Source organism: Gammaproteobacteria bacterium (assembly GCA_016199745.1).
In the GTDB taxonomy this organism is placed as follows: Bacteria; Pseudomonadota; Gammaproteobacteria; order Acidiferrobacterales; family Sulfurifustaceae; genus JACQFZ01.
This window is the reverse complement of sequence record JACQFZ010000049.1, coordinates 11,018-36,127: the sequence shown is the minus strand read 5'-3', so window position 1 is coordinate 36,127 and position 25,110 is coordinate 11,018. Positions and strand designations below refer to the sequence as shown.

Below are 25,110 nucleotides of genomic sequence, written 5' to 3'. Positions count from 1 at the left end.
TGTTAACCCTCGTTGCGCGAGGCTGCCGCCTCTGCGGTACTCGCGCTTGCTGCATTCGGGTCACGCCATTCCACCGCGAACCCGTTCGTGTAACGCAGGTCGACTTGCTTGATCGCATGCGCCTGCTCGGCCAGCGTTGCGCCGTAGACCTGCGCAAATCGTTCCAGTCGCGCCTGCGGTTGTTGGTGATCGAGCACCAGCACCAGCGGGCCGCCTTCGGCCGCGCCATCGAGCTCCAATCGCCAACTACGCCGCGCCGTTAAGCTCAATCCCGTCAACCGAAGATTGAGCTTGGCCAGCGACGCTTGAAAATCGCTAAAAGCGGTCAGCACCTGCGGCGCCGTTCCATCAGGACCGGCCAGACGCGGCAGATCGGTCGGCAAGTCGCTACCGTCGACCCGCACCACCTCACCGTTGGAATTCACCCAGGCGGCGTCGCCCCAACGAGCGATCAATTGCTGCTCGGTAAATTCGACGACGATGTCCTGCGGAAAGCGGCGGCGCACCGAGACGCCCTGCACCCACGGCACGCTCTCCAGCCGTTGCCGCACGGCGGTCAAATCGACCAGAAAAAAGTTGCCGCGGACGGTACTGAGCACCGCCGCTTCGAGCTTGCGATGCTGGACATGTTTGAACGGACCTTCGAAATACAACGCCCGTACCGGATAGTTCTCCGCCCGCAACAACCAATCGGCAGCGTACGAAAACGCCACCAGAAATCCGAGCGCAATGACGAACCGCAGCGCCGTCGCGACCGCAGCGTAATTGATCGTGTTAGCGCGTTCAGCGATCACGATGGCTCGTTTCCAAAATGCGTAACGCCAATTCGTCGAAGTCGATGCCGGCTTGCTTCGCCGCCATCGGCACCAGACTGTGGCCGGTCATTCCCGGCGAGGTGTTGACCTCTAGAAAATACGGCTTGCCGGAGCTGTGCAAAATTACATCGACCCGGCCCCATCCTTCGCAACCGACGATGCGATACGCCTGCAACGCCTGCTGTTGAATCGTCCGTTCCTGCTCGGCCGGCAGGCCGCTCGGACAAAAATATTTCGTGTCATCGGAGAAATATTTCGCTTGGTAGTCGTACAACTCGACCATCGGTTGGATGCGCACCAGCGGCAACGCGGTATCGCCGATAATCGCGGCGGTCAGTTCCTGTCCGGCGATGAACTCTTCGACCAACACCAAACGATCGTGTTGTGCGGCAAGTTGGTACGCCGTCGGCAAATCTTTCGCGGTCGTCACTTTGCTCAAACCGATGGTGGATCCTTCGCACGCCGGCTTCACGATCAGCGGCAATCCCAAATTCTTGACCACGGCATCGAAATCGCTGTCGGCATCGAGCATCGTATAGCGCGGCGTCGGCACACCGACCGCCTGCCACATGAGCTTGGTGCGCCACTTGTCCATCGCGATCGCCGACGCCATCACGCCGCTGCCGGTGTACGGAAGGCCGAGCAGCTCGAGCGCGCCCTGCACCGTGCCGTCTTCGCCGAAGCGCCCGTGCAAAGCGATATGGGCGCGCGCAAAACCGTCGCGCCGCAAATCTTCCAGCGGCCGTTCCGCCGGGTCGAACGCATGCGCATCGACGCCCTGGCGACGCAACGCCGCTAATACCGCGTTACCGCTCAACAGCGAGATCTCGCGTTCCGCCGAGCGGCCACCCATCAGTACGGCAACTTTGCCAAATCGTTTGTTATTCATACCGCTTCACCAATGACCCGCACCTCGGTCTCGAGGTGCACCCCTTGTTTGGTTTCAACTTCCGCCTGCACCAGCGCGATCAGCCGCTCGATATCGGCGGCACGAGCGCCGCCGGTATTGACGATAAAGTTCGCATGCAATTCGGACACGGCGGCGGCGCCAACGCGCGCGCCCTTCAAACCGCAAGCCTCGATCAACCGTGCGGCATGATCGTTCGGCGGATTCTTGAAGATCGAACCGGCGTTCGGCAGCTGCGTCGGTTGAGTTGCGCCGCGGCGCGCCAGCAAGCGTCGAATCAGACCGCGACCTTCTTGTTTCGTGTCCTTGGGGAAACGAAAGTGACCGGCGATAAACCATTCGTTCGTCGGGCCCTGCACGCGCCGATAGGTGACTTGGTATTCGGCGGCGGTACGCTGCCGCAGCACGCCGGCGCGATCGACCGTTTCGACCGCCTCGACGAAGCTCCAGGTCTCGCCACCGTGCGCACCGGCGTTCATTGCCAACGCGCCGCCGACGGTGCCGGGAATGCCGGCCATGAATTCGGCGCCGCTCAAACCTTGGTTAACGCACAAGCGCGCGAGCTTGGCACAAGCGACGCCGGCCTCAGCCCGCACGCGCTCGGGCGCCAGCACTTTCAGCCCGCCGAGCGCGCCGCTGGTAACGATCACGGTGCCGCGCACGCCGCCATCGCGAACTAATAAGTTGCTGCCCAAGCCCACCCAATGGATGGCCTCGTCAGCCGGCAACGTTCGCAAAAACGCCGCCAGATCGTCGACATCGGCCGGCACGTAAAAACGATCGACTGGACCGCCGACACGCCAGCTCGTATGGCGCGCCATCGGCTCATTTTTAAGCAGTTGACCGCGCAGCAACGGCTCGCCTCCCTCCCCCTCAGGGGGAGGGAATGAGGGTGGGGGTGGGTTGCGTCGCAGCCCCATCATTCAGCCCTCCCGGTCGACAACGCGTCCGCCAAGCTCGCCGCGACTTGACCGATGCTGCCGGCGCCGAGCGTCAATACCACGTCATTCGCTCGCAGCACGCCTTGCAGGGCTTCCGGCAACGTCTGCACATCGGCAACGAAGATAGGATCGGTGCGGCCGCGCGTGCGGATTGCCCGTGCCAGCGCCCGACCATCGGCGCCGCTGATCGGTGCTTCGCCGGCCGCGTAAACCTCGGTCAACAACAACACGTCGAGTTCGCTCAGCACGGCGCTGAAGTCGTCGAGCAGATCGCGTGTGCGCGTGTAACGATGCGGTTGGAACACCACCACCAAGCGCCGCTCCGGCCATGCACCGCGCGCGGCGGCGATAGTGACGGCGAGCTCGCGCGGATGATGGCCGTAATCGTCGACCAGAATGACATCGCCGCCGTCGACAGTAACGCGGCCGTTGATTTGGAAACGCCGACCGATGCCGCCGAATTGCGCGAGCGCGCGCACGATCGCCTCTTTTTTAATCTCGAGCGCGTGCGCGACGGTGATGGCGGCGAGCGTATTCAATACGGTATGCCGGCCGGGATGATTAACCGTGATCTCGGCCCAGTTGGGCGCGCCCGGCAAGCTCACACGGAAGCTCATCTGCAATCCGTCTTGGCGCACGTCGTGCGCCCGCACGTCGGCCGCCGAATCGATGCCGTAGGTACGCACGGGTTTGTGCACCGCCGGCAGAATGTCGCGCACGACCGGATCATCGGTGCACAACACCGCCAACCCGTAGAACGGCAAATTGTGCAGAAAGTCGACGAAGGTTTGCTTCAACTTTTCGAAGTCGCCGCCGTAGGTTTCCATGTGGTCGGCATCGATGTTGGTGACGACCGCCATGAACGGCGTTAGATGCAGGAACGACGCGTCCGATTCGTCGGCTTCGGCGACCAAGTATTCGCCGCGACCGAGACGCGCGTGGGTGCCGGCGCTGTTCAAGCGACCGCCGATGACGAAGGTCGGATCGATCCCACCCTCCGCGAGGCAGCTCGCTACCAAGCTCGTGGTCGTGGTCTTGCCATGCGTGCCGGCGATGGCAATGCCACGCTGCAGCTTCATCAATTCACCCAGCATCTCCGCACGTGGAATCACCGGGACCTTGGCGGCACGGGCCGCCACCACTTCCGGGTTGTCGTTGGTGACCGCCGACGAGATGACAACCACGTCGACGCCCTTCACCCAATCGGCGACATGGCCGATGCGTACGGTGACGCCCAGTTGCTGCAAACGACGCGTGTTGGCGCTCTCGCGCGCATCCGAACCGGATACTTCATAACCCTGGTTGTGCAACACTTCGGCGATGCCGCACATTCCGACGCCACCGATGCCGACGAAGTGCACGCGCCTGACGCGATCACGCATGGCACACCTCCAGACACAGCTGCGCCACCGTATCGTCGGCGGTCGGCAAGCTGCAGGCACGTGCCGCTTGCGCCATCTTTAATAAGGCTTGCCGATCGGCGCTGAATGTCTGCAGCAACTCCACCAACCGCTCGGCCATGAGCTCGCGTTGTTGCACTAATACGGCAGCGCCGCGATCTACCAAAAAGCGCGCATTGGCCGTCTGATGATCATCGACCGCATGCGGATACGGTACGAGGATGGCGCCGAGACCGGCGGCAGCAAGCTCAGCAACCGTCATCGCGCCGGCACGACACAGAACGACATCGGCCCAGGCATACGCCGCCGCCATATCGTCGATAAACGACAGCACTTTCGCCGGCACATCGCCGTAGGCCTGTTCAACCTTGACCACCGAATCGCGTCCACATTGATGCCACACCTCGGGCCGCGCGGTTGCATTCAGTGCGCGCAAGGCTTGCGGCACCACCTGATTCAACGCCGTCGCCCCCAAGCTGCCGCCGACGACCAGCAAGCGCAATGCGCCCTGGCGGCCGATGAAGCGCGCCGTCGGATCCGGCAGACGGGCGATTTCGGCGCGTACCGGATTACCGACGTGGCGCACGCGTTTGTGATTACCGAAGGTGATCGGAAAACCGGTAAGCACTTGGCGCGCGAACAACGCCAGCCATTTATTCGTCATGCCGGGGATCGCGTTCTGCTCATGAATCAACAGCGGCGTGCGTGTGAGCCAGGCCACTAATCCGCCGGGGCCGGCGACAAAACCGCCCATCGACAACACCACTTGCGGTCGCCGCCGACGTAACACCGCGAACGCCTGCGCCATCGCCCGCGCCATGCGCCACGGCAACGCCAACCAACGCAATACACCACCGCCGCGCACGCTGCGAATCGTGATCCATTCCATATCGATATCGGGCGCCGCTGCCGGCACCACGCGCGCTTCTAAACCTTCGCGGGTGCCGAGCCACATCACCGGTACTTGTTGCGCACGCAAGCGCCGCGCCACCGCGAGACCGGGAAACACGTGACCGCCGGTGCCGCCGGCCATGATCATGACGCCGCTCAATGGCGCCCCCATACGAGGCCGCGCGATTCGCGTTCGATCATCAGCAGTAAGCCGGCGGCGATCGAACAGACGACGATGCTCGAACCGCCGTAGCTCAAGAACGGCAAGGTCAGCCCCTTGGTCGGCAGCAGTCCCATGTTCACGCCAAGATTGATCATCGCTTGCGTCGACAGCAGCATGCCGAGCCCCTGCGCCAGACGTGCGCCATAGAGCTGGCCGGCGGCCTCCGCCTGACGAGCGATGGCGAAGGCACGCAGCGTTATCACACCGATGAGTCCGATCACCGTGAGCACGCCCATGAGACCGAGCTCTTCGGCGATCACCGCCATTAAGAAATCGGTATGTGCCGCCGGCAAGTACGACAACTTCTGCACGCTCGCGCCGAGACCGACGCCGAACCACTCACCGCGACCGAACGCGATCAACGCCTGCACCAGCTGAAAGCCGGTACCGAACGGATCGGCCCACGGATCGAGGAAACTGGTCACGCGGTTCATGCGGTACGGCGCGATCAATGTCAGCGCGACGACACCAACGGCACCGGCACCGACGACGAGCATGAAGTGCCAGAAACGGACGCCGCCGAGGAACAACATCGTCAACACGGTAATGCTAATGACGACGACACTGCCGAGATCAGGTTCCAGCAACAGCAGAATGCCGACCATGGCGACGACGATGCCGATCATCAAGATGCCGCGCGTGAATTTTTTGAGCTCTTCCTGCTTGCGTACGAGATAGCCGGCAACGTAGGCGACGATGAACAGCTTCATGAATTCGGACGGCTGCACCGTTATCAGCCCTAAGCGTAACCAGCGCGAGCTGCCGTTGACGTTCATGCCGATACCGGGCAACAGCACCACCACCAGCAACACCAGCCCGACTAATAATAAGTACGGACCGGCAGCAGCCCACCAGCTCACGCGGGTGCGTACGGCGAAGGCGGCGAAGATGGCGCCGATGAATAGATAAAATCCGTGATGCAGCAGAAAATACAGGCTGCTGCCTTGGGTACGCGTGGCATAGTCGACCGACGCCGAGTGCACCATTACCAACCCGAACGACGCCAGCGCCAGCACCGCGCCGATTAGCGTGTAGTCCCACGGAGCGCGGGCGCGGCCGGCGGCGCGTGTATCGTCGGCGGTCAGCACGCGGCTCATCGGAGCAGCTCCTCGACGGCGGCGCGGAAGGTCGCGCCGCGATGCTCGTAGTTCTTGTACATATCGAGACTGGCGCACGCCGGCGACAGCAAGACGATATCGCCCGGCTGGGCGAACGCGTGCGCCGCGCGTACCGCCTCTTTCATATCGTGTGCGTGCTGCGTCGGTACGACGCCCTGCAGCGCCGCCTCGATCTTGGCGGCGTCGCGGCCGATGAGGACGACGGCGCGCGCATGCGCGGCGCAAACGTCCTTGAGCTCGCTGAAGTCAGCACCTTTGCCGTCGCCGCCGGCGATCAACACCACCGGCGCCGTCATACCGTTCAATGCCGCCGCGGTCGCACCGACGTTCGTGCCCTTCGAATCGTTGATCCAGCGCACACCATCGCGTTCGCCGACCAACTCGGTGCGATGCGGCAAGCCTTTGAACGCGCGCACCGCCGCCACTTGCGCCGCGCGCGGAACATTGAGCGCATCGGTCAGTGCCAACGCCGCCAACACATTCGCCAAGTTGTGACTTCCCGGCAGCGGCACGTCGACCGCGCGCAGGATCGGCTCGTCGCCATGCACCAACCAAGTTTCACCGTTGCGTTGCTGCAGACCATAGTCAATCGATGACGACGGCTCGCCTAAACAGAAACGCGCGACCCGCCGCGCCGGCTGGACCAACTGCTGCACGATCGCGTCGTCGGCGTTGAGCACCATCAAGCCGTCGCCGCGAAAAATGCGCGCTTTAGCGGCGGCATAATCGTTAATGTCGGCGTAGCGGTCCATATGGTCGGGGGTAATGTTGAGCACCGTCGCCGCACGCGCATTCAAGCTCGACGTGGTCTCCAACTGAAAGCTCGACAGCTCCAGCACGTACACGTGCGGCTCACGCGGGCCGAGCAATGACAGCGCCGCGACACCAATGTTGCCGCCGACTTTCGTATTGAGGCCGGCAATCTGGCACATTGTTCCAACCAACGACGTCACCGTGCTCTTGCCGTTGGCGCCGGTAATGGCCAACACCGGCGCTTTGGCAGCGCGCGCGAACAGCTCGATGTCGCCGACCACTTCGCTACCGGCAGCGATCGCTTGCGCAATCGCCGGCTCTTTCAACGACACCCCGGGGCTAACGACCAGTAAGTCATGATCGCGTAACAAACGTTCGTCGAGACCACCGGTGTGCAGCACTACGTTCGGGAATTCGCGCTGCAGCTCGTGGAGATTCGGCGGTTGCCGACGCGTATCGACGCCGACGACGTCGTAACCTTGCTTCAGTAAATAACGCACGCAGGTCGCGCCCGTGAACCCGAGGCCCACCACCAGTGCACGCTTCTTCATCGCTGTCTTTGCCATTGCCAACATTACCGAATCTTCAACGTCGCCAAACCGATCAAGACCAGGATCAGTGAAATGATCCAGAAGCGCACGATCACGCGCGGTTCCGGCCAACCCTTCAATTCAAAATGGTGGTGCAACGGCGCCATCCGGAAGATGCGCTTGCCGGTGAGCTTGAACGACACCACTTGTAAGATGACCGACACCATCTCCATCACGAACACGCCGCCCATGATGAACAACACCAGTTCCTGACGTACGACCACGGCAATGGCGCCGAGTGCCGCACCGAGCGCGAGCGCGCCGATGTCGCCCATGAACACCATCGCCGGATAGGTGTTGAACCAGAGGAAGCCGAGGCCGGCGCCGACGATGGCGGCGCAGATGATCAGCACTTCGCCGACACCGGCGATGTGCGGAAATCCTAAGTACGCCGAGAAGTTGGCGTGACCGGTGACGTAGGCGAACACACCGAGACCGGCGGCGACCAGCGCCGACGGCATGATCGCCAAGCCGTCGAGACCGTCGGTGAAGTTAACGGCGTTGCTGCTGCCGACGATCACGCAGTAGCTCAGCAGGATGTACACCGGGCCGAGCGGCACGATCACATCCTTCAACAGCGGCACCAATAAGCCGGTCTCCGCCGGTGTCTGCGCCGTCAGGTACAGAAAAGTAGCAGCGCCGAAACCGAATACGGTCTGCCAGAAAAACTTCCACTTGGCGGCCAACCCTTTCGGATCTTTGTTGATGACCTTTTTGTAATCGTCGACCCAACCGATCGCGCCGAAGGCGAGCGTTACCAACAAGACGACCCAGACAAAACGATTGCGCAGATCGGCCCACAATAACGTGGCGACGAACACCGCGATCAGGATCATCGCCCCGCCCATGGTCGGTGTGCCGACCTTGGACAAATGGCTTTGCGGCCCGTCTTTGCGGATCGCCTGACCCATCTGCCGATAGACCAATCGGCGGATGACGACCGGACCGATACACCACGAGATCACGAGCGCCGTGATCACGCCCAAGATCGCGCGAAAGGTGAGATAGCGAAAGACATTGAAAATCGAGAACTCGGTCGCTAAGCGCTCAAACAGGTAGTAGAGCAATTAGGTGGCTCCAGTTATTAAAAGTGTTTTCATTCCGTCTCTCCCTCCCCACTCGTGGAGGAGCTATGAGAAGAGGAGGAAACCGACGACCGCTCGACTTCCTTCGCGCCCGCGCTCCCCTCTCCCGCGAGGTGAGCGGCGACCTTCATAAGATCGGGCTGCTGAATAATCCCAGCAACAACCTTCTCCATCTGCATCATGCGAGATCCCTTCACCAGCAACGTCATATCGCCGTGCATGCAATCGACCAGCGCCTCGATCAACGCCTCGCGCGCGCGGAAATGCTTGCCGCCTTTACCGAAGCGTTCGACCGCGAGCGCACTGAGCTCGCCGAGCGCATATAGCCGATCGATGCCGAGATGCTGCGCCAACTCGCCGATGCGCCGATGAATGTCGGGTGCCGACGGTCCGAGCTCGCCCATATCGCCGAGCACCAGCACGCGTTCGCCCCTCGATTCGCGCAACACTTGCAGGCCGGCGGTGACTGAACCGGGATTGGCGTTGTACGTGTCGTCAATCACGCGCGCGCCGCTGAGGCCGGCTTTGAACTCGAGCCGACCGGAGATGGCTTGGAGTTTTTCCAATCCTTTGATCACATCGGCAGCGGTGGCACCGGCGCTCAATGACGCCGCCGCCGCGGCAAGGGCGTTCAACACGTTGTGTTTGCCGATCAACGCAATGCGCATTTCGACCTCTCCGTGGGGGGTTTGCATCTGGATGGCGCTACCCGCGGTGCTCAACTGATACTGCGCCGTGAAATCCGCAGGATGGTCCAAACCGAATGTCAGGCACTTGCGCGGCGCCGCTAGCGAGCGCCACAGTCCGAGGTAAGGATCATCGGCGTTGAGAATGGCCACACCGTCCTTGGCCAGGCCCATAAAAATTTCGCCCTTCGAACGCGCCACCTGATCGAGACTGCCGAGACCGGCGAGGTGCGCTTCGGCGGCGTTGTTGATGAGCGCCACCGTCGGCTGCGTCAGACGCGACAAGTAGTCGATCTCGCCGCGATGGTTCATGCCCATCTCGATCACCGCGGTGCGATCACTGCTGCGCAGACGCAATAACGTCAGCGGCAAACCGATATCGTTGTTGTAGTTGCCGCGAGTCACGCAAACCGGGCCGACCTGCGCCAAGATGCTGCCGATCATTTCTTTGACGGTGGTCTTGCCGTTGCTGCCGGTAACAGCGACCACCGGGATATTGAATTGGCGACGCCAAAACGCCGCGAACTCGCCGAGCGCGAGTCGAGTGTCGGCGACATGCACATACGGCAGCGCGGTATCGAGCTCGCGCGCGACCAACGCCGCGACCGCGCCCTTCGCCATCGCTTGCGCCAAAAAGTGGTGGCCGTCGAAGTTGGGGCCGGTCAAGGCGACGAACAGATCGCCCTTTTGTAAGGTACGCGTGTCAGTACCGACGCCGGTGAAACGAACGTCCGGTCCGACCCAAGGTGCGCGCAACTCGTTGGCAAGCAATTCGAGCGACATCATGCGGCCCGCCCCAATAGCTCGCGCACGGTGTCGCGATCACTGTACGGGTGACGGGTATCGCCGATCTGCTGATAGTCCTCGTGACCTTTGCCGGCGATCAGCACGACATCGTCGCTAGCCGCTTCGCTCAGCGCGGCGGTAATGGCGGCGCGCCGATCGCGGATCACACGCGCCGGTTGCCGCATGCCAGCGCGAATCTCGTCGATGATGGTCGCGCCCGCTTCGTGCCGTGGATTGTCGTCGGTGAGGATAACGACATCGGCCAGGCGCTCGGCGATCGCCCCCATCTGCGGCCGCTTACCGCGATCGCGGTTGCCACCGCAACCAAACACGCACCACAGCTGCCCGCTGACATGCGGCCGTAACGCCTGTAATACTTGCTCGAGCGCATCCGGTGTATGTGCATAGTCGATCATGACCAGCGGCTGCACGCCGCCGCCGAAACGTTCGACCCGTCCCGGTACCGGCCGGGCGCCGGCGAGCCGTTGCGCGGCGTCGGTGGCGTCGAGCCCAAGCGCAAGCAACGTGGCCAACACCGCGACTAGGTTCAAGGCATTGAACTCACCGAAGAGCGGTGCGCGAATTTCGACGTCGCCTTGCGGTGTGGCGGCGATTAACTGCAACCCCTCACGCGAGCACTTCAATGAACGAGCGTAAACGTCGCCGGCCGAACGACCGTAAGCGATGACGCGCGCACGACCGGCCAAGAGATCGATGAGCTTGCGACCGTGCTCGTCATCGCCATTGATCACTGCGGTCTTGAGACCGGCGCAGGTAAACAGCCGGGTCTTCGCCGCCGCGTAATGTTCCATCGCACCGTGATAGTCGAGATGATCGCGGCTCAAGTTGGTGAACACCGCGACCTCGAAGGCAACGGCGTTGACGCGACCTTGATCGAGCGCATGCGAGGACACTTCCATCGATACATGCGCGGCCGAGGCAGCGACGAATTCGGCTAACAGGCGATGCACGGCAAGCGCATCGGGCGTTGTATGCAGACCGGCGTCGAGCGCACCGGGGAAACCGTAGCCGAGCGTGCCGATGATGCCGCAGCGACGCGGCGGGCGATCGAGCGCCTGCGCCAACAATTGCGTGCACGTGGTCTTGCCGTTGGTACCGGTCACGCCGACGACGACTAAACGCCGTGACGGCGCATCGTAGAAACGATCGGCGATGGTGCCGAGATGGTCCGCCAAACCGTGCACACCGATCGCCGGAACCGGTAATACCGACGGCACGAAATCGTTGGCCTCGTAAACAATTGCCGCAACACCGCGCGCGGCGACATCCGTGAGAAAGGTACGACCGTCATGACGCGCGCCCGGCAAGGCGACGAACAACGCGCCGGTAGAAACGGCGCGGCTATCCAACGTTAGCGCCTGCACCAAGCGATCTTGAGCGCCACTGACGGCGCCGATGCCGGCCAGCAACTCGCTCAATTTCTTGCCAGCGCTCATGTGCCGGCCTCCATCGATCGCATCAACGCGCCAACTTTCCCTTCGCCTGGGTGCGGCGGCTGACTGGCGAGCGGAATAGATTTTGGTTCCGTGACTACCTTCGCCACCGGCGCACGATCGTGCGCTGGCGGCGTCTTCACGATCTGCGTTCCCGCCGGCCGCGGCGCATCCGGCGGAATATCGAGCAGCCGCAACGCGCCCGCCATGACTTGTCCGAATACCGGCGCGGCAACGTCACCGCCAAAGTGGTGGTCTCGTTGTGGACCGTCGATAGCCACGACCATCACCAAACGTGGATTAGTCGCCGGCGCAAAACCGGCGAACCAGGCGACGTAATCGTGACTGGCATAATTACCGGCAATGAGTTTGTGTACGGTGCCGGTCTTGCCGCCGACACGATAATCGAGCACGCGCGCGGCACCGCCGGTGCCGTCGCCACCGACCGCAAGCTCCAGCATCTGCCGCACCGCCTGCGCGATCTTCGCTGACATCACTCGCTTACGCGCCGGCGGGGTGTCTTGCCGCAGCAAAGTCACCGGCGCCAACTCACCGCCGTTGGCAAGCACGGTATAGGCGCGCGCGAGCTGGATCGGCGTCACCGAAAGACCATAACCGTATGACACCGTTGCCTGCTCGATCGGCACCCAGGTCGTCGGCGGATGCAGAATGCCGGTCACTTCACCGGGCAACTTGCTACCGGTCGAACCGGCGAGACCGACCCGCCGCAACATGCTCCACAGCGTTTCGCCTTTCATCGACAACGCGATCTTGCTGGCGCCAACGTTGCTCGACTTTTCGATAACGCGGGCGACTGAGATCACACCGTAGTTATGCATGTCGCGGATAAGCTTATTGCCGACTTGGAACGTGCCCGGTGTCGTATCGATCAGCGTCGTCGGCGTATATCTGCCGGTCTCCAGAGCCGCGGCGACGGTGAATGGTTTCAATGTCGAGCCCGGCTCATAGAGATCGGTGACGACGCGATTGCGGAATGTCTGACTATCCAGGTGCGCGCGATTATTCGGATTGAAGTCGGGCTCGTTCACCAGCGCCAACACCTCACCCGTATAAGCATCGAGCACCACCGCGCTGCCGGCGCGTGCACCGCTCGCTTCTACGGCCGCCTTCAACTCTCGATAAGCCAGATATTGAATGCGGCGATCCAAACTAGTGACGAGATCTTTGCCCGGCACCGGCAACTGCAGGCTCTCGATCATCTCCACCGTATTGCCACGCATGTCTTTCAGCACGCGCTTGGTGCCAGGGATGGCGCGCAAACTAGCGTCGTACGCGAGCTCAAGGCCTTCTTGACCGTGATCGTCGACGTTGGTGAAACCGAGCACGTGCCCGGCTACCGGCCCCGACGGATAGTAGCGACGATATTCACGCAGCAGCGACACCCCGGGCACCTTGAGGCGCATCACCTGCTCGGCGAAGCTCGGCGGTACGTGCCGCTTCAAATACAGGAATTCGCGATCGGCATTGCGTTCGAGCAACTGGGTCAACTCGGCCGACGTCATCGCCAACACCCGCGCCAGCGCGCCGAACGATTTACGGTCTTCCAAAGCGGTGGCGGGATGCACCCATACCGAATCGACCGGTGTGCTGATAGCGAGCGGCACCCCGTTGCGATCGAGGATCATGCCGCGATGCGAGTTGTCCTTAACGACGCGCGTGTATCGCGCCGTCCCTTGCGATTGCAGATAACTCGCATTGATCACCTGCAAATACACCGCGCGCGCCGCCAGCAGCGCGAAGCCGCTGAACAGGAATATCAGCACCAACCGCGAGCGTAGGCGCGAAACCGGTTTGGGGCGGGCGTTCGTCATGGCGCGCCTGCGATCGGGCGCACGACGACAATGCGGTCGCGCGCCGGAGTATTCATATCGAGCTGCAACCGAGCTGCCGTCTCAACCCGCCGATGCTCGGACCACGTGCCCTCTTCCAACAACAACTGACCCCACTCGGTGTTGAGCGAGTCGCGCTCACCCTGCAACTTCTGCAGTTGCGCGAATAACTGGCGACTTTGATGGCGTTCTTCAATAACAAACATCGCACTGGCGAGGACCGCGAGGCTAAGCAGTAACAACGGCTTAGGCATGGGCCACCTCGGTGCGCTCGGCAACGCGCAACACGGCACTGCGAGCACGCGGATTGCGCGCGACTTCAGTGTCGCTCGCGCGAATAGCGCGGCCCAGTGCGCGCAACCGCGGCCGAAACGGCACCGGTGGCGCCGGCATGCCGCGCGGTATCTCCGGGCCGTTGGCCTCGTTACGGATGAAATTTTTTACGCGGCGGTCTTCGAGCGAGTGAAAACTAATAACTGCAAGACGTCCGGCCGGCGCGAGCACGCGCAAGGCTTCCGGCAACGCCGCATCGATCTCATCGAGCTCGCGATTGATATACAGGCGGATCGCCTGAAATGTGCGTGTCGCCGGGTCCTTCTTGCGCTCACGACCCGGCACGGCGGCGGCGACGAGCTTGGCCAGCGTAAGGGTATCGGTGATCGGCGCTTGCGCACGTGCGCGGACGATGGCGCGGGCAATACGACGCGAGTGACGCTCTTCGCCGTATTCAAAAATCACATTGGCGATATCGACTTCATCGGCGCGATTGACCCAATCCGCTGCCGATTCACCGGTGCTGGGATCCATGCGCATATCGAGCGGACCGGCATTGCGGAAACTGAAGCCGCGGGCGGCATCATCGAGCTGTGGCGAAGAAACACCGAAATCGAACAAAATGCCATCGACCCGGCCGCTAAGCGCCAGGCGGTCGCAGACGCGACCGATTTGTGAAAATCGGGATTGTTCAACCTGCACGCGCGATTCGCCGGCAAAACGGCGACGCGCATCAGCAATCGCTTGCGGATCTCGATCCAGCGCTATCAGCCGACCCGACCCACTCAACTGTTTCATGATTTCCCCGGCATGCCCACCGCGGCCGTAGGTCGCATCGACCACTACCGCATCGGGCTTGACGTTGAGTGCCTGTATTACCTCAGCGAGGAGTACAGGGATGTGCGACGCTTCATTCACGCGCCTCTACAGCGACAATGATTCGAGATCCGGCGGCAAATCGCCGCCGTCGTCGTCACCGGCGGCTAACCACTCCGCACGGCGCACGTTCCACACTTCTTCACTCCAAAGTTCGAATTTATTTCCCTGACCAATCAACACCACAGACTTGTTGAGGCCGGCGAATTCCCGCAACGGGGGTGGTACCAGAATACGGCCGGAAGCATCGAGGTCGCACTCGGTAGCATGCCCCATCAGCAAACGTTGGAGCCGACGCGCTTGCTTGTTGAAGCTTGGCAATTTGACCAGCTTGCGTTCGATTTCTTCCCAGTCGGGTAAGGGGTAAAGCAATAGGCAGCGATCACGATCAACCGTCATGATCATCTGGCCATTACATTGACGTATCAGTGTCTCGCGATAACGCGTCGGTATAGCAAGGCGACCCTTGCTATCGAGTTGGAGCGCGTTGACCCCGCGAAACATCATTTATTTCCCCTTTCTCCCGCTGTAAACCACAAAAATCCACTATTCCCCACCTACAGACACTATAGTGGCTCGCAGTAAAAGCCGTCAAGGAATTGTTGTGATCGCGCGTCAGCTTCTTCCTTGAAAGACAAAACGTTAGCGCGGTTGTCGAACCGACGACCGGTATTCAGATAGGCTAGGCGGAAATTCGTACAAAAAAGATGGCCTTGACGCGCAAAATCAGCGCCGACAGGGCGAGTAAAAACAGTGGATTAGAAAACTAACTTAAAGTGCTCGCTCAAACTTGAGCTCAGAAGACACCGCCGAGCGCTGGTGGCTCATTCGCCGGTACAAACGCGTTAATTGGGGTTCGTTACCGCTCCGACCCGCCGTTGTGTAGGACGGAATAGTACGTTCCTACACAACAAAAAAGTGTGGAGTCAGCCGATAAGCCGGGTTTTGTCGAGGACAGTCATTCGTCTGGGACGCACGTCGCCGTGCGCCTCAAGCAACCAACCCGGGAACGGTACGGGCCGCACCATAGTTCCCCTATTTGGTCTTGCTCCGGGTGGGGTTTGCCCTGCCACGAGATGTTGCCACCCGCGCGGTGCGCTCTTACCGCACCTTTTCACCCTTACCGGCCTTCGTGAGAAGGCTTAGGCGGTATATTTTCTGTGGCACTTTCCGTCGGCTCGCGCCGCCCAGGCGTTACCTGGCACCCTGCCCTATGGAGCCCGGACTTTCCTCTCCGCCACTGAAGGCAGAGCGACTGTCTGGCTGACTCCGGGCGGTATTTTATCGCATCCTGCCTAAGGAAACCCGCAATTACGCGTCAGCATCAGTCGCTAAATCACGCTTTAACGCCAGGGCACGCTCATACAACGGATTTTTGTGCATTCCTGTCAGGCGCGCGGCTAAGTTCACCGCCTCCTTCAACGACACCGATTCGAGCAATATTCGCAACACGCGCTCGGCTTCGGCATCCTGTGGGGCGATCGCAACATCAGCGGCGCCATGGATGAGCACGACAAATTCACCGAGCTGCTCATTCGCCTCACGCTGTACCAACGCCTGCAAATCGGCAAGTGTGCCTTCGAGGATCGTCTCGAATTTCTTCGTCAACTCACGACCGATGACGGCCAATCGCTCACCGCCGAAAACGCTAACCATGTCGACGAGCGACGCCACGATACGATGTGCGCTTTCGTAGTAGACGAGCGTGCGCGTCTCGCTTTTTACCGCCTCGAACGCCGCTCGGCGCGCCGCTTCACGCGGCGGCGGAAACCCTTCGAAGGCGAAACGATCGGTCGGCAAGCCGGCGACCGACAATGCGGCAATTGCCGCGCACGGACCTGGCACCGGCACGACACGAATACCGGCGATGCGGGCGGCACGTACGAGTTGAAATCCAGGATCGCTTAACAGGGGGGTACCGGCATCGCTGATGAGTGCGATAGACTTACCGGCGCGCAATGCCTCAATCAATATAGGTACTTGCTTGCGCTCGTTATGTTCATGGACGCTCGTTAGCTTGGTAGGAATCCCATAGTGCTGCAGCAGCTTAGTACTGTGCCGCGTATCTTCAGCGGCGATCAGGTCGACGTGCGCGAGCACTTCGAGCGCACGCGCGGAGATATCTTCAAGATTGCCGATGGGCGTCGCCACCACATACAACGCCGCCGTCAGGTTTGACACGATGCCCCCACTGCTCTCAGCGTCCAACACCCATCTTAACATGCACGCCACTCGCTCATGGCTCGGTACGCTGGGCACAGCGTTACTACTCATCGGTTGTACGACATTTCCGATGGCGCCGGCGGCAACGTCGACGATCGAACCCGCGTCGGTAGAAACAGCGGAACGAGCCAAGAACAGCGGCGAGTATGTGGTCGCGGCGCGCCAGTTCGAGCAACTGGCGGAAACGGCACATCCCCCGCAAAAGCAAACGTATCTGTTGAACGCGGTCGAGTCTTTGATCAAAGGCGGCTGGTTAAAGTCGGCGCATGAAAAACTCGACACGATTTCGGTCAACGGGCTAGCCCCAGACATCATCGCCCGCAAACGTATTCTTGAAGCACGTTTAGCGCTCGCCGACGGCGCACCGGCAAAGGCCGTCGTTGTTCTCGACAGCGCTGCGCGCAGCAGTGGCCTCAATCCCGCCGTGCAAGCCGATCTCTACGAAGCGCGGGCACAAGCCGAACTCGCGCTCAATCGCCCGTTCGCCGCCACTCAACAACTCGCGCAACGCGAACAATACCTACACGCTGACGCCGCCGTCGCCGACAATCAGATGAAGTTGTGGCGCGCGCTCGAATCGGTACCGCAAGACAAACTGCGCGCCGAACTCGCGCAAGCGCGCGATCCGGTGATCGCCGGTTGGATCGAGCTGGCGTTAACGACACGCGACAACGCCAAGAACGCTACCGCAATCACCCACAGCATCGCCGAATGGCGTGCCCATTACCCGCAACATCCAGCCGGCAAACCGTTGCTCGATAGCTTGACGGTCGGCGCACCGGCGATCACTGGCCGGATCGAACACATTGCCCTGCTGCTACCGCTGACTTCCGACTACGCATTAGCGGCCCAAGCCGTGCGCGATGGTTTTCTGGCGATGCATTCGACGACACCGGAAGCCGAGCGCCCCAAAGTGACTATTTACGATCTCGGCGCTAACCCCGCGTTAGCGCCGCAAGTGTACGACCGCGCGGTACGCGAAGGCGCACAAGTCATCGTCGGCCCGCTCGGCCGCGAGGCCACCGATACGATTGTGCGCCAGGCGAATCTCGGTGCACCGACACTGTTACTGAGTCATACCGATGAAAAACCTGCCGGCGCGGCACGCCTGTTTCAATTCGGCCTGCCACCCGAGCAAGAAGCGCGCGAGGCGGCCGAGCGGGCTTACCTCGATGGCTGCCGGCAAGCGGCGATGCTTTATCCAACCGGTGCCTGGGGCGAGCGTATGAGCACCGCCTTCAGCGGTCATTGGCAGCGACTCGGTGGATTGGTGCAGGCCAGCCATGGCTATAACGAAAACGAGGTCGATTTTTCAGGACCGATCAAGCAACTGCTCAATATCGTGCAAAGCGAAGAGCGGCGTGCACTGATTGAACGCCGCATCGGTCAGCGACTGCAATTCGATCCGCGGCCGCGTCACGATATTCAGTGCTTGTTCCTGGCCGCTAAGCCGCGCCATGCGCGACTGATCAAACCGCAGCTCAACTATTTTCATGCCGGCGACATCCCGGTATACGCCACGTCCGACATCTACGCCGGTAGGCCCGATCCGGCGCAGGACGCCGACCTCGACGGTATTCAGTTCGGCGACATGCCGTGGATGCTGATCAACAGCGGTCGCTACGCCGAGCTGCGGCAATTACAAACCGACTGGCGCTACGCGCACACCGAGCTCGACCGGCTGTACGCGCTTGGCATGGATAGCTACGCGATCCTGTCGCAGTTGAACCGCATCAGCACGGAGAATTCCGCACGCTTCGCCGGCGTTACCAGCGGCTTGAGCCTGGATTCGGAAGGTCGCCTGCAACGGCAACTGGCGTGGGCCAAGTTCCGTAACGGCGTGCCGCGCCTGCTCGACGCCCGTTGACGCGGAGATGCCAAGCGATCGGCTTCGCGGCGTACTTCAGCGCTTCGCTCGCCGGCGACCGGCACCGCGCCCGCCGACAACGAAACAACGCGACGGCGCCACCGCCGAAGCGCTCGCCGCCGCGCATCTGGAACACGCCGGTCTTGCCCTGCTCGCACGCAACTACCGAACGCCGTTCGGCGAAATCGACCTAGTGATGGAGCAGGGACAAGTGCTGGTATTCGTCGAGGTTCGCTTTCGCGGGCGCGTCGATTACGGTATGCCGGCCGAAACCGTCGGCAACCGCAAGCAAGCACGACTACGGGCGACCGCCGAACATTTTTTGCAGCATGATCGACGGGCCTCCAATCGGCCGTGCCGATTTGATATCGTAGCGATCACTCCCGCGCCTTCCGGGGCCCATCAATTGGAATGGCTGCAAGATGCCTTCTAGCGACAATCCTCCTATGAGCCGAGTCAGCGTAAAAACAACCAGTCCGGAAATTTTGATCGCCCGGGTTAAGCATCACTTCCAAGAAAGCGTCATGACGCTACGCGACTCGATGGAGCCGCTAGCGCCGCTGATTGCAACGGCCGCCGAACATATGGGCCAAGCGTTGTTGTCCGATCGAAAAATTCTCGCCTGCGGTAACGGCGGTTCGGCCGCGGACGCGCAGCACTTCTCGGCCGAGTTACTGAACCGTTTCGAGCGTGAACGTCCGGGCTTGCCCGGCATCGCCCTCACCACCGATGCGTCAACACTGACGTCGATCGCCAACGACTACAACTTCGAAAGTATTTTTGCCAAGCAAGTGCGCGCGCTCGGTCAACCCGGCGATGTGTTGCTCGGCATCACGACGTCAGGCAATTCGCCGAATGTATTGCGTGCGGTTGAAGCGGCGCATGAGCGCGGCATGGTAGTGGTGGCACTCAACGGCCGCCAGGGCGGCGAGCTCTCGAGTCTACTCGACGACGACGACGTCAACATCTGCGTCGTCGGTCCATCGACCGCGCGCATTCAAGAAGTGCATGGCCTGGTGATCCACTGCCTATGCGACCTCATCGATCATCAACTTCTGGGCCAGTTGTAGATTGATTCGAGCCAGCCAAAAAATCGCCCGCGACAGCAACGAGCTGGCCGCGCGTCTCGCGGCACTGCCACGACCGCTGGTGTTCACCAATGGTTGCTTCGACATTCTGCACCGCGGGCACGTGACGTATCTCGAAGAAGCGCGCGCGCTCGGTGCCAGTCTAATCGTTGGTGTTAATACCGACGCGTCGGTCAAACGCCTGGACAAGGGCAGCGATCGGCCCATCAATCCGCTCGACGATCGCCTAGCGATCTTGGCGTCACTCGAAAGTGTTTCGCTGGTGGTACCGTTCGACGACGACACGCCGCTCGAGCTCATCCAACGTATTCGTCCGGAGCATCTCGTCAAAGGTGGCGATTGGTCGATCGACAAGATCGTCGGTCATGACGTCGTTCAATCTTACGGCGGCAAAACACATTCGATTCCGTTCCGCTTTGAACGTTCGACAACGGATCTACTGCGCCGTATCCGCAACTAGTCCCGCTTCCGTTCGACCGGCACCCAGCGCCATAACGAAAGCGCCAGCAACGCTGCCACCACATAGATCAGTGAGAATATCCAAAGCGGCACGTTGTAGTAGAGCAGCCACGACAGCCAACGCACGATAAATCCACCATCGCCATCGGTGGCGCCGCGCAGCGCGTCTTCCCATACTGTCAACGGACATGTGATGCCTAGCAGTGCTTCGGCGGCAACAAACAAGATACCACCGAGATGCAGCAATCGCAGTGAGCGGTGGCGCACAAAACGCCAGTGGCACAAATTTCCGAGCGGGATAACGACAAAGCCGAGCGCAATAAAACCGACGATGAGGGCATGAGTAACGAGGATGACATCAGCTAACATGAAGGCGTTGTGTTAATTAGATGCGTCAAGAGACCAACAAGCGTTACTACTCCCGCAACAAGCGCTCATACATCGCCTGATCCCCGGCACTGAAGCAACAAGCGATGATCTCCTCGAAGCGACGCTCGTACTCGCGCAGCACCGACACCGCAATGCGCGCCGCCTCTTCCTTCGGGTAACGATAGACGCCAGTGCTGATCGACGGAAACGCAATGGAACCGACGGCATGCGTCAACGCCAACTCCAATGAATGGCGATAACAGTTGGCTAGCAACGTCGCTTCGTGATGGTCACCACCGCGCCAAACCGGCCCAACCGTGTGGATGATCCATTGAACGGGAAGTTTAAAGGCGGGCGTAATTTTCGCTTCACCGGTCGGGCAACCGCCAAGTCTCCGGCAATGTGCTAGCAGCTCGGGACCGGCGGCGCGATGAATCGCGCCGTCGACACCGCCACCGCCGAGCAACGTTTCATTGGCGGCATTGACGATGGCCCCGACCTTGAGCGTCGTGATATCGGCTTGCAGGACGCGAATCATACGGGCGACTCCGAACGCGAACGGGCGCCCATTATCGCCCGGTTACTTGATGCGCTTAAGCACCGGACCCTTGCGCGGTACCGGTGGCGGAGTGACATCCGGCGGCGTACTCGGTGTGGCTTCTTCGGCTTCGGGAAATGCAATCCCCTGGCCGTTCTCGCGCGCATAGATGGCGCGAATAGCGGCGAGCGGGCAAAACACATTGAACGGTCGGCCGCCGAAGCGAGCGGAAAACGACAGCGCTTGCTCGGTCAGCTCAAAGTGTTGTACGGCTCGGGCAGCGACATTCAATACGATCTTGCCGTCCTGCACATACGCCGATGGAACGCTGACCTCGGGTTGACCGGCATCGACGATCACATGCGGAGTAAGGCCGCCTTCGACCGTCCAGTCGTAGACAGCACGCAGCAAGTAAAGCTTTAACGGCGTCATGGCGGCGGCCTAAACCGGCTTATGCATTTCCTTTTCAGGCTCAGTCAGGCTGAGCTTGAACGCCTTACGCGCAAATAGGCGCTCGGCATAGTCGAGGATCGGTTTGGCCTGCTTCGGTAACTCGATTTCGTAAATCTGTAGACGCCACAACAATGGCGCCAGCGCGCAATCGACCAAACTCAGCTCTTCGCCCAGGACGAATTGCTGGTCCTTGAAGATCGGCGAGATCACCGCCAAACCGTCGCGGATGATCGTACGGGCACGCAGGCCGACTTTCTTGTCGCCGCCGGTGATGTCCGGGATCAAGCTGTACCAATCGCGATCGAAGCGCAGCAACATCAAACGCGCACGGGCGCGCGACACCGGATCGACCGGCATCAACGGCGGATGCGGCAACCGTTCGTCGAGGTACTCGTTGATGATGTTCGATTCGTACAGCACCAAATCGCGGTCGACCATGGTCGGAACCTGGTTGTACGGATTGAGATCCGCCAACTCTTGCGGCTTCTTGCTGATATCGACATCAACAATTTGGCACTCGACATCTTTTTCGAACAACACGATGCGGGTGCGATGGCTGTAGGGGTCGGACAGACCGGCATACAGCGTCATAATCGGCTTACGCGCCGCCGGCACCAATGGATCAAAAGTACGTTCTACGGTCATATACGCGGACTCCGGGCCTTCAAAAGCACCGCCGCGCATAACGCACGGCGGTGGTGAACGGACAACTAGTGGACGTCTTTCCAGTATTCCTTCTTCAGCAGATAAGCGAAGACCAGGAATATGGCGAGGAATAGCAACACATAACCGCCGATACGATAACGATCGAGCTTGGCGGGTTCACCCAAATACACGAGGAAGTTCGTCAGATCGCGCATCGAGCGATCGTACTCGGCCGGCTTCATGGTACCAGGCTTCGCCAGCTCGAACTTCTCGAACACCGACGTCTCGACGACCTTCTCGACCTGCTTGCCGTCTTGCTCAACGTGCGTCGTCTGCTTCTCGATCTTGTAAACTGGCCGTTGCTCGCCTTGCCACTCGTACAACACGTGCGGCATGGCAACATGCGGGAAGACCATATTGTTCCAGCCGGAAACCGACTTATCATCGCGGTAGAAGCTGCGCATGTAAGTGTAAACCCACTCCGGACCGCGCGAACGCGCTACCAGCGTGAGATCTGGCGGCGCTACACCGAAGGTTGCCTTGGCCTCATCCTTCGGCATAACTGCCTTCATGAGGTCCCCGACCTTGTCGGCGGCGAACAGCAGGTTTTCTTCTACCAACTCTTCAGAGATACCGAGGTCTTTCCCCATACGGTTGTAGCGCATGTAAGCAGCGCTGTGACACGACAGGCAATAGTTGACGAAGATGCGCGCGCCGCGCTGCAGTGACGGCTTGTCGCCCAAGTCGATCTTGACCGGGTCGAGATGCGCCTCGCCACGGCCACCGGCGAAGGCAGCGGCCGGCACCAGGGCCAGCATGAGCACTAATAGAAGCTTTCTCATTTGGACGTCACCCTCTCCGGCACCGGTTTAGTTTTGTCTAACTTCGTGTAGATCGGCATCAAGAAGAAGAATGCGAAATACAGCACGGTACCAAGCTGCGCCCAGTACACGTTCTTGAAGAGAAACAAATCGATGTCGTCCGGCTTCTTGGTTCCGAGATAGCCGAGAACAAAGAAACTTACGGTGAAGATCGCCAACGCGGTTTTGTACATCCAGCCACGATAACGGATCGACTTCACCGGCGAGCGATCGAGCCACGGCACTAAGAAAAGGACCGCGATCGAAAGCCCCATGAACAACACGCCCCAGATCTTCGCGTTAACCCAGAGAAAGTTAATCGTGTTGGCGCGCAGGATCGAATAGAACGGTGTGAAGTACCAAAGCGGCGTGATGTCGACCGGCGTCTGCAGGATATTCGCCGGCGTGAAGTTATCGTGCTCCAGAAACCAGCCAGACATTTCCGGCCAGAAAAACACGATGGCCGAGAAAATCATCAAGAACACGGTCGTGCCGACCAGATCCTTCAACGTGAAGTACGGATGCATCGGAATACCGTCGAGCGGCAAACCATTCGGACCTTTGTTCTTCTTGATTTCGATGCCGTCCGGATTGTTCGAGCCGACCTTGTGCAGGGCGACGATGTGGATGAATACCAACAGGATCAACACGATCGGCATGGCGATAACATGCAACGAGAAGAAGCGATTCAACGTGGCATCGGATACGACGAAGTCGCCGCGGATCCACTCGGACAGACCAGGACCAACGACCGGGATAGCGTCGAACAGCGAGATAATTACCTGCGCGCCCCAGTAAGACATGTTGCCCCACGGCAGCAGATAGCCCATGAACGCCTCGGCCATCAGCACGATGAAGATGACGACACCGATGATCCACAGCAACTCACGCGGACCGCGGTGCGAACCGTATAAGAACGCCCGGAAGATGTGGAGATAGACGACGACGAAGAACATCGATGCGCCGGTCGAATGCAGGTAACGCAGCAACCAACCGTACTCGACGTCGCGCATGATGTACTCGACCGACGAGAACGCCAAGCCGGTGTCCGGCTTGTAATGCATCGTCAGGAAGATGCCCGTCAGGATCTGCATCGCCAACACCACCAGCGCCAGCGAGCCGAAGTAGTACCAGAAGTTGAAGTTCTTCGGCGTGGAGTACTTGGAAGCGTGTAGCTCCCAGGTCTCGGTCAGCGGGAAGCGCTCATCGACCCAGCCGACCAATCCTTTACTTTCGCTCGGCTTCATTAGGCGGCTCCTTTCTGATCTTTCTGATCTTTCGGATCGACGCCGATGAGAACGCGGCTGTCGCTCAGGTAGCTGTGCTGCGGCACCACCAGGTTGGTCGGCGCCGGCACGTTCTTGAACACGCGGCCGGCGAGGTCGAACTTAGAGCCGTGGCACGGGCAGAAGAAACCACCCGGCCAGTTGTCGCCGAGACCAGAGGTAGCACCAGCGGTGAGGCGCTTGTCGGGCGAGCAACCGAGATGGGTACAGATACCGACCAGCACCAACACCTCTGGCTTAATCGAGCGTCCCGGGTTCTTGGCGTACGCCGGCTGCTGCGACACGACCGTCGACTGCGGATCAGCCAGAATCCCTTCGTCCTGCTTCAGGGATTCCAACATCTCTGGCGTGCGCCGCACGATCCAGACCGGCTTACCGCGCCATTCGACGGTGATCAGCTGGCCCGACTCGAGCTTGCTGATATCGACTTCAACCGGCGCACCGGCGGCACGCGCACGCGCACTCGGCAGCATGCTCTTAACGAAGGGTGTAGCTGCAAATGCAGCCCCGACCAATCCAAGACCCGTCGTCGCTACCAGCAATCGCCGGCGACGCGGATCGACACCCTCAGCGCTCATGAAACCCCCTGAAATTTTCGAACGTAATAATCTTACCGGGCGATAAATCGGCCGGCGTAGAAACTTGGTGTGTTGGCATGTACTTCTAGGCTAAAA

26 protein-coding genes and 1 other RNA gene are annotated in these 25,110 nt (G+C 60.6%); 4 read left to right on the top strand and 23 right to left on the bottom strand.

Annotated elements, in window-relative coordinates:
* Positions 1–2 precede the first annotated feature (2 nt).
* The 16 genes from HY308_12935 to rsmI form a co-directional block, all read right to left on the bottom strand.
* The gene (locus HY308_12935) at positions 3–794 is read right to left on the bottom strand and encodes an FtsQ-type POTRA domain-containing protein (GenBank protein ID MBI3899184.1); all 792 of its coding nucleotides are present in this window, start codon (positions 792–794) and stop codon (positions 3–5) included.
* Positions 784–1,704, bottom strand: a complete 921-nt coding sequence (locus HY308_12930; protein ID MBI3899183.1) for a D-alanine--D-alanine ligase — start codon at positions 1,702–1,704, stop codon at positions 784–786. Before HY308_12930 ends, HY308_12935 begins: the two co-directional genes overlap by 11 nt.
* Positions 1,701–2,642 carry a UDP-N-acetylmuramate dehydrogenase gene (murB, locus tag HY308_12925; GenBank protein MBI3899182.1) on the bottom strand — a complete coding sequence of 314 codons (942 nt, stop codon included), beginning with the start codon at positions 2,640–2,642 and terminating at the stop codon, positions 1,701–1,703. The genes HY308_12930 and murB overlap by 4 nt, the downstream gene beginning before the upstream one ends.
* Positions 2,642–4,045, bottom strand: a complete 1,404-nt coding sequence (murC, locus tag HY308_12920) for a UDP-N-acetylmuramate--L-alanine ligase (GenBank protein ID MBI3899181.1) — start codon at positions 4,043–4,045, stop codon at positions 2,642–2,644. Before murC ends, murB begins: the two co-directional genes overlap by 1 nt.
* Positions 4,038–5,102, bottom strand: a complete 1,065-nt coding sequence (gene murG, locus HY308_12915) for an undecaprenyldiphospho-muramoylpentapeptide beta-N-acetylglucosaminyltransferase (GenBank protein MBI3899180.1) — start codon at positions 5,100–5,102, stop codon at positions 4,038–4,040. The genes murC and murG overlap by 8 nt, the downstream gene beginning before the upstream one ends.
* 8 nt (positions 5,103–5,110) lie before the next feature.
* Complete coding sequence (gene ftsW / locus HY308_12910; GenBank protein MBI3899179.1) at positions 5,111–6,274, bottom strand: putative lipid II flippase FtsW; 1,164 nt, start codon at positions 6,272–6,274, stop codon at positions 5,111–5,113.
* Positions 6,271–7,614 carry a UDP-N-acetylmuramoyl-L-alanine--D-glutamate ligase gene (locus tag HY308_12905; GenBank protein MBI3899178.1) on the bottom strand — a complete coding sequence of 448 codons (1,344 nt, stop codon included), beginning with the start codon at positions 7,612–7,614 and terminating at the stop codon, positions 6,271–6,273. Before HY308_12905 ends, ftsW begins: the two co-directional genes overlap by 4 nt.
* An 8-nt stretch (positions 7,615–7,622) precedes the next feature.
* Positions 7,623–8,705 carry a phospho-N-acetylmuramoyl-pentapeptide-transferase gene (locus HY308_12900; GenBank protein MBI3899177.1) on the bottom strand — a complete coding sequence of 361 codons (1,083 nt, stop codon included), beginning with the start codon at positions 8,703–8,705 and terminating at the stop codon, positions 7,623–7,625.
* 29 nt (positions 8,706–8,734) lie between these two features.
* The gene (locus HY308_12895) at positions 8,735–10,195 is read right to left on the bottom strand and encodes a UDP-N-acetylmuramoyl-tripeptide--D-alanyl-D-alanine ligase (protein MBI3899176.1); all 1,461 of its coding nucleotides are present in this window, start codon (positions 10,193–10,195) and stop codon (positions 8,735–8,737) included.
* On the bottom strand, positions 10,192–11,652 hold the full coding sequence (locus HY308_12890; protein ID MBI3899175.1) for a UDP-N-acetylmuramoyl-L-alanyl-D-glutamate--2,6-diaminopimelate ligase: 1,461 nt from the start codon (positions 11,650–11,652) through the stop codon (positions 10,192–10,194). The genes HY308_12895 and HY308_12890 overlap by 4 nt, the downstream gene beginning before the upstream one ends.
* The gene (locus tag HY308_12885; GenBank protein ID MBI3899174.1) at positions 11,649–13,481 is read right to left on the bottom strand and encodes a penicillin-binding protein 2; all 1,833 of its coding nucleotides are present in this window, start codon (positions 13,479–13,481) and stop codon (positions 11,649–11,651) included. Before HY308_12885 ends, HY308_12890 begins: the two co-directional genes overlap by 4 nt.
* Positions 13,478–13,753 (bottom strand): cell division protein FtsL, encoded by a 276-nt coding sequence (ftsL, locus tag HY308_12880; protein MBI3899173.1) that lies wholly within the window; start codon positions 13,751–13,753, stop codon positions 13,478–13,480. Before ftsL ends, HY308_12885 begins: the two co-directional genes overlap by 4 nt.
* Positions 13,746–14,690: a 16S rRNA (cytosine(1402)-N(4))-methyltransferase RsmH gene (rsmH, locus tag HY308_12875; GenBank protein MBI3899172.1), complete on the bottom strand. Its 945-nt coding sequence runs from the start codon at positions 14,688–14,690 to the stop codon at positions 13,746–13,748. The genes ftsL and rsmH overlap by 8 nt, the downstream gene beginning before the upstream one ends.
* Before the next feature lie 6 nt (positions 14,691–14,696).
* Positions 14,697–15,152, bottom strand: coding sequence for a division/cell wall cluster transcriptional repressor MraZ (mraZ, locus tag HY308_12870; protein MBI3899171.1), 456 nt, complete (start codon positions 15,150–15,152; stop codon positions 14,697–14,699).
* Between the two features lie 414 nt (positions 15,153–15,566).
* Positions 15,567–15,919, bottom strand: an RNA gene (rnpB, locus tag HY308_12865) — RNase P RNA component class A.
* Positions 15,920–15,959: 40 nt separating this feature from the next.
* On the bottom strand, positions 15,960–16,871 hold the full coding sequence (gene rsmI / locus HY308_12860; GenBank protein MBI3899170.1) for a 16S rRNA (cytidine(1402)-2'-O)-methyltransferase: 912 nt from the start codon (positions 16,869–16,871) through the stop codon (positions 15,960–15,962).
* Here rsmI and HY308_12855 point away from each other — a divergent pair.
* Genes HY308_12855 through rfaE2 form a run of 4 tightly spaced genes read left to right on the top strand, consistent with a single transcriptional unit; the run spans position 16,870 to position 20,286 of the window.
* The gene (locus HY308_12855) at positions 16,870–18,738 is read left to right on the top strand and encodes a penicillin-binding protein activator (GenBank protein ID MBI3899169.1); all 1,869 of its coding nucleotides are present in this window, start codon (positions 16,870–16,872) and stop codon (positions 18,736–18,738) included. The genes rsmI and HY308_12855 overlap by 2 nt on opposite strands.
* Before the next feature lie 7 nt (positions 18,739–18,745).
* On the top strand, positions 18,746–19,171 hold the full coding sequence (locus HY308_12850) for a YraN family protein (protein ID MBI3899168.1): 426 nt from the start codon (positions 18,746–18,748) through the stop codon (positions 19,169–19,171).
* A gap of 13 nt (positions 19,172–19,184) precedes the next feature.
* The gene (locus HY308_12845) at positions 19,185–19,808 is read left to right on the top strand and encodes a phosphoheptose isomerase (GenBank protein ID MBI3899167.1); all 624 of its coding nucleotides are present in this window, start codon (positions 19,185–19,187) and stop codon (positions 19,806–19,808) included.
* 1 nt (position 19,809) lies between these two features.
* Positions 19,810–20,286: a D-glycero-beta-D-manno-heptose 1-phosphate adenylyltransferase gene (gene rfaE2, locus HY308_12840; GenBank protein ID MBI3899166.1), complete on the top strand. Its 477-nt coding sequence runs from the start codon at positions 19,810–19,812 to the stop codon at positions 20,284–20,286.
* Here the strand turns inward: rfaE2 and HY308_12835 are convergent.
* The 7 genes from HY308_12835 to petA all read right to left on the bottom strand — a co-directional run bounded on the left by HY308_12835 (position 20,283) and on the right by petA (position 25,014).
* On the bottom strand, positions 20,283–20,654 hold the full coding sequence (locus tag HY308_12835) for a DUF2784 domain-containing protein (GenBank protein ID MBI3899165.1): 372 nt from the start codon (positions 20,652–20,654) through the stop codon (positions 20,283–20,285). The genes rfaE2 and HY308_12835 overlap by 4 nt on opposite strands.
* Before the next feature lie 46 nt (positions 20,655–20,700).
* Positions 20,701–21,192 (bottom strand): O-acetyl-ADP-ribose deacetylase, encoded by a 492-nt coding sequence (locus tag HY308_12830; protein ID MBI3899164.1) that lies wholly within the window; start codon positions 21,190–21,192, stop codon positions 20,701–20,703.
* Positions 21,193–21,234: 42 nt separating this feature from the next.
* Complete coding sequence (locus tag HY308_12825) at positions 21,235–21,624, bottom strand: ClpXP protease specificity-enhancing factor (GenBank protein ID MBI3899163.1); 390 nt, start codon at positions 21,622–21,624, stop codon at positions 21,235–21,237.
* Between the two features lie 9 nt (positions 21,625–21,633).
* Entirely contained in the window at positions 21,634–22,239 is a 606-nt protein-coding gene (locus HY308_12820) for a glutathione S-transferase N-terminal domain-containing protein (GenBank protein MBI3899162.1), read from the bottom strand.
* A gap of 116 nt (positions 22,240–22,355) precedes the next feature.
* Positions 22,356–23,132, bottom strand: a complete 777-nt coding sequence (locus HY308_12815; GenBank protein ID MBI3899161.1) for a cytochrome c1 — start codon at positions 23,130–23,132, stop codon at positions 22,356–22,358.
* Positions 23,129–24,397 (bottom strand): cytochrome bc complex cytochrome b subunit, encoded by a 1,269-nt coding sequence (locus tag HY308_12810; GenBank protein ID MBI3899160.1) that lies wholly within the window; start codon positions 24,395–24,397, stop codon positions 23,129–23,131. Before HY308_12810 ends, HY308_12815 begins: the two co-directional genes overlap by 4 nt.
* Positions 24,397–25,014, bottom strand: a complete 618-nt coding sequence (gene petA / locus HY308_12805) for a ubiquinol-cytochrome c reductase iron-sulfur subunit (protein MBI3899159.1) — start codon at positions 25,012–25,014, stop codon at positions 24,397–24,399. The genes HY308_12810 and petA overlap by 1 nt, the downstream gene beginning before the upstream one ends.
* Positions 25,015–25,110 lie beyond the last annotated feature (96 nt).

Coding starts and splice junctions, on each gene's coding strand:
- murG (MBI3899180.1), bottom strand. CDS start 5,102: ATGATCATGGCCGGCGGCACCGGCGGTCACGTGTTTCCCGGTCTCGCG.
- HY308_12825 (MBI3899163.1), bottom strand. CDS start 21,624: ATGACGCCGTTAAAGCTTTACTTGCTGCGTGCTGTCTACGACTGGACG.
- HY308_12830 (MBI3899164.1), bottom strand. CDS start 21,192: ATGATTCGCGTCCTGCAAGCCGATATCACGACGCTCAAGGTCGGGGCC.
- rsmI (MBI3899170.1), bottom strand. CDS start 16,871: ATGTTAAGATGGGTGTTGGACGCTGAGAGCAGTGGGGGCATCGTGTCA.
- HY308_12895 (MBI3899176.1), bottom strand. CDS start 10,195: ATGATGTCGCTCGAATTGCTTGCCAACGAGTTGCGCGCACCTTGGGTC.
- HY308_12810 (MBI3899160.1), bottom strand. CDS start 24,397: ATGAAGCCGAGCGAAAGTAAAGGATTGGTCGGCTGGGTCGATGAGCGC.
- HY308_12890 (MBI3899175.1), bottom strand. CDS start 11,652: ATGAGCGCTGGCAAGAAATTGAGCGAGTTGCTGGCCGGCATCGGCGCC.
- HY308_12850 (MBI3899168.1), top strand. CDS start 18,746: ATGCCAAGCGATCGGCTTCGCGGCGTACTTCAGCGCTTCGCTCGCCGG.
- mraZ (MBI3899171.1), bottom strand. CDS start 15,152: ATGTTTCGCGGGGTCAACGCGCTCCAACTCGATAGCAAGGGTCGCCTT.
- HY308_12845 (MBI3899167.1), top strand. CDS start 19,185: ATGAGCCGAGTCAGCGTAAAAACAACCAGTCCGGAAATTTTGATCGCC.
- murB (MBI3899182.1), bottom strand. CDS start 2,642: ATGGGGCTGCGACGCAACCCACCCCCACCCTCATTCCCTCCCCCTGAG.
- HY308_12905 (MBI3899178.1), bottom strand. CDS start 7,614: ATGGCAAAGACAGCGATGAAGAAGCGTGCACTGGTGGTGGGCCTCGGG.
- HY308_12835 (MBI3899165.1), bottom strand. CDS start 20,654: ATGTTAGCTGATGTCATCCTCGTTACTCATGCCCTCATCGTCGGTTTT.
- HY308_12815 (MBI3899161.1), bottom strand. CDS start 23,132: ATGAGAAAGCTTCTATTAGTGCTCATGCTGGCCCTGGTGCCGGCCGCT.
- ftsW (MBI3899179.1), bottom strand. CDS start 6,274: ATGAGCCGCGTGCTGACCGCCGACGATACACGCGCCGCCGGCCGCGCC.
- HY308_12885 (MBI3899174.1), bottom strand. CDS start 13,481: ATGACGAACGCCCGCCCCAAACCGGTTTCGCGCCTACGCTCGCGGTTG.
- HY308_12930 (MBI3899183.1), bottom strand. CDS start 1,704: ATGAATAACAAACGATTTGGCAAAGTTGCCGTACTGATGGGTGGCCGC.
- ftsL (MBI3899173.1), bottom strand. CDS start 13,753: ATGCCTAAGCCGTTGTTACTGCTTAGCCTCGCGGTCCTCGCCAGTGCG.
- HY308_12855 (MBI3899169.1), top strand. CDS start 16,870: ATGCACGCCACTCGCTCATGGCTCGGTACGCTGGGCACAGCGTTACTA.
- petA (MBI3899159.1), bottom strand. CDS start 25,014: ATGAGCGCTGAGGGTGTCGATCCGCGTCGCCGGCGATTGCTGGTAGCG.
- murC (MBI3899181.1), bottom strand. CDS start 4,045: ATGCGTGATCGCGTCAGGCGCGTGCACTTCGTCGGCATCGGTGGCGTC.